Source organism: Brevundimonas diminuta ATCC 11568, assembly GCF_000204035.1.
In the GTDB taxonomy this organism is placed as follows: domain Bacteria; phylum Pseudomonadota; class Alphaproteobacteria; order Caulobacterales; family Caulobacteraceae; genus Brevundimonas; species Brevundimonas diminuta.
Genome location: NZ_GL883086.1, coordinates 61,770 through 64,742, shown reverse-complemented (window position 1 = coordinate 64,742; position 2,973 = coordinate 61,770). Strand labels below are relative to the sequence as shown.

Genomic DNA, 2,973 nt, shown 5'->3' with positions numbered 1-2,973 from the left:
TGGATTTCGGCCAGGGTCAGGTCGGACACGGCGCCGCTGCCGTTGGTGGTGCGGTCCACCGTGGCGTCGTGCATCAGCACCAGATGGCCGTCGCGGGTGCGCCGCACGTCCAGCTCGACCATGGCCACGCCCAGCCGCCGGCAGGCCGCGATGGCGGGCAGGGAGTTCTCCGGCGCTTCGGCCCAGCAGGCGCGGTGGGCGATGACCAGGACCGGACCGTCCGGGTCGGCGATTTGGGCCCGCAGGCTGGCGATCCGGTCCGCCGGAGCGGATACGGCTACGGGCGGCGCGGCGGCGACGCCCGCCAATGTGACGCCGGGCGAAGCCAGGGCGACGGCCAGCACGGTCAGCGCGGCGCAGCGTGCGAACACGACGGACATGATCGACCTCGTCAGGAGGGAATGAGACAATGGGCGGTCGGGGCCGTTCGGAACGGCCCCGACCTCGGCGACAGGGTCAGAAGCGCATCGCCACGCCGGCCCACAACTGCCGGCCATAGAAGCTGACATCGGTCGCCAGTTCATGGTTACGGCCGGCGGCTTCCAGGTTGCGGATCGTGATCTTCTCGTCGTCGATCAGGTTGCGAACCTCGCCGATCAGCTCGATGCGGTCGTTGAGCTGATAGCGGGCCTGCAGGTCCACCTGGTGCGAAGCCTTCAGCACCCGGTCGTTGGCAGGCGCCGCGCCGACCGAGGAATAGGCGTCGCCGACATAGGCGTAGCTGACGCGCGCGCTCAGGCCGTCACGCTCGTAGAAGACGGCCAGGTTGCCCAGAAAGTCCGACTGGCCGGGTAGGAAGTCGACGTTCCGACCCGCGCCGTTGGTGCCTAGCACCGTGGTCTCGGCGTTCAGCCAGGTAGCGTTGGCGGAGACGCCGAAGTCGCTGAGGAAGCCCGGCAGGAAGTCCAGGTTGTTGCGGATGAAGTTCAGCTCCAGGCCGCTGACCTTGGCCTCGCCGGCGTTCTGGGGCTGGGAGACATCGACCTCGACGCCGTCGATGACCTCGCGGGTCAGCAGGCTGTAGATCTCGTTGTCGATGCTCTTGTGGAACACCCCGACCGACAGCAGGCCGCCGTTGTCCGGCAGGTAGTATTCCAGCGAGGCGTCGTAGGACTGGCCTTCGCGGGCCTTCAGATTGACATTGCCGCGCGAGATGCTGCCGTCGTTGTTGAGGACCTCGGCGCTGCCCAGCTGGCTGGGGTTCGGGCGGCCGACGGCCTGTGCGTAGGCCAGGCGCAGCTTCACGTCGCCGGTCAGGTCGTAGGACAGGGTGGCCGAGGGCAGGAAGTTGTCATAGTCGCCCGACTGGGTGACGCGGGTGAAGTCGGCGACATTGGCCCCCGTGCCCTGGCGGCGCATGACGCTGATGTCGGTCTCGGTCTGCTCCCAGCGGCCGCCGAAGATCAGGCGGTGGCGTTCGCCGCGATGCTCGGCCAGGCCGTAGAGGGCGGTCACGTCCTCGGTCACCACCCAGTCCGAGCCGATGGTGTTGATGTTGGTGCTGGCCTGGTTGACCGTGAAGCCGTCGCGGTTGGCGTTGAAGAAGTCGTCGAAGGCGTCGAAGTCGATGATCAGGGCGTTGAAGGCGCCGCGCAGCGGGGTGTAGTTCGCGCCCGTCTCGAAGGCGTCCAGCGTCAGCGGCGTCGCCCCGGTCCAGGCGTTATAGACGGTCTGGGTGCGGTCGTTGTCGCGCTCGGTCTGGCGCAGCTTGACCCCCGCCTGGAAGCCCCAGCCGGTGCTCCACGCCTCGCGGTTATAGGCGTAGTCGGCCTGGACCTCGCCGACCATGTCGTCGGAATCGTCGATGTAGGGGTTGTAGCTCTGGAAGCGGTACTGGCTCGAATCCGTGAAGCGCGGATCGATGTTGGTCGCCAGCGGGATGCCGTCCTGCACCGACACGTCGAAGGTCGGCGCCGCGCCGGTCAGGTTGAACTGCAGCTGGCGCGAATCCTCCAGGAAGGTCGCCTTGGAGTAGGAGACGCGGCCCGTCACGCGGTGCAGTTCGGCCGGGCTCCAGTTGAAACCGGCCTGGGCGATGGTCAGCGGCTTCTCCAGCGGGAAGTCGTTGAAGCGCACGAAGCTGCCGCCGGCGGTGTTCAGCAGCTGGTGCGACAGGCGCAGTTCGTTGTCGTCCTGCTGATAGTGCGACAGGGTCAGGTGAGCGTGCAGAGCGTCGCTCGGCTTATACTCCAGCTTCAGCGTGGCGCCGTAGCGGTCGACCGTGTTCGGATAGCCCTGATACAGCAGCGAAGTGTTGGGCGCCGCCGGGGTCACGGCCGCGTCCGTCATGGTCTGGTTGGGGCTGAAGCGTTCCTGGTCACGGCGCTTCTGGCTGTAGTTGGCGCTCAGCAGCACGCCGAACTGGTCCTGGTCGCCGAAGGTCTGGGACACGGTGCCGTCGAAGCGGAAATTCATCCCGTCGTCGCTGCCGCGGTTATAGCCCTTGCCCGGCGCGCCGGTGGAGTTGGAGGCGCCGACGAAGGCGTTGGCGACGGCGTAGAGGCCGTAGTGGTCGAAGGCCGAGCGGGTGCGCAGATTGACCGTGCCGCCGATGGCGTTGCCGTCGATGTCGGGCGTGCGCGACTTGATGATCTCCAGCCCGCCGACGGCGGTCGAGGGGATGGCCTCCATGTTCAGCTGGCGGTTGCCGCGCTCGGCCGTGGCCATGGTGGCGCCGTCGAAGCTGCCCAGGGTGTAGCTGGGGTTCAGGCCGCGCACCGAGACATAGCGGCCTTCGTCCTCGTCGAACACGGTCTGGACGCCCGGCACGCGGCGCATGCTGTCGGCGATGTTATAGTCGGGCTGCTGGCCGATGTCGTCGCTGTTCAGGAACTCGCCGATGCGGGCGTCGTCGCGCTTGGCCGCGACGGAGCGCTGGTTCTGGGCGCGATAGCCGACGACGACGATCTCTTCGACTTCCGACACCTGGTCGGCGGCGGCGGCCGGCTGGGCCTGCTGGGCCGCCGCCGGAGC

Annotated in this window: 2 protein-coding genes; both read right to left on the bottom strand. The window is 67.8% G+C overall.

Annotated elements, in window-relative coordinates; all coding sequences use genetic code 11:
* Positions 1–380 (bottom strand): glycerophosphodiester phosphodiesterase family protein (locus BDIM_RS04025; RefSeq protein ID WP_169312122.1); only part of this gene is annotated, 380 nt, incomplete at its 3' end.
* Positions 381–456: 76 nt separating this feature from the next.
* Positions 457–2,973: TonB-dependent receptor (locus BDIM_RS04020; RefSeq protein WP_040344968.1), on the bottom strand; the 2,517-nt coding region annotated here is incomplete at its 5' end.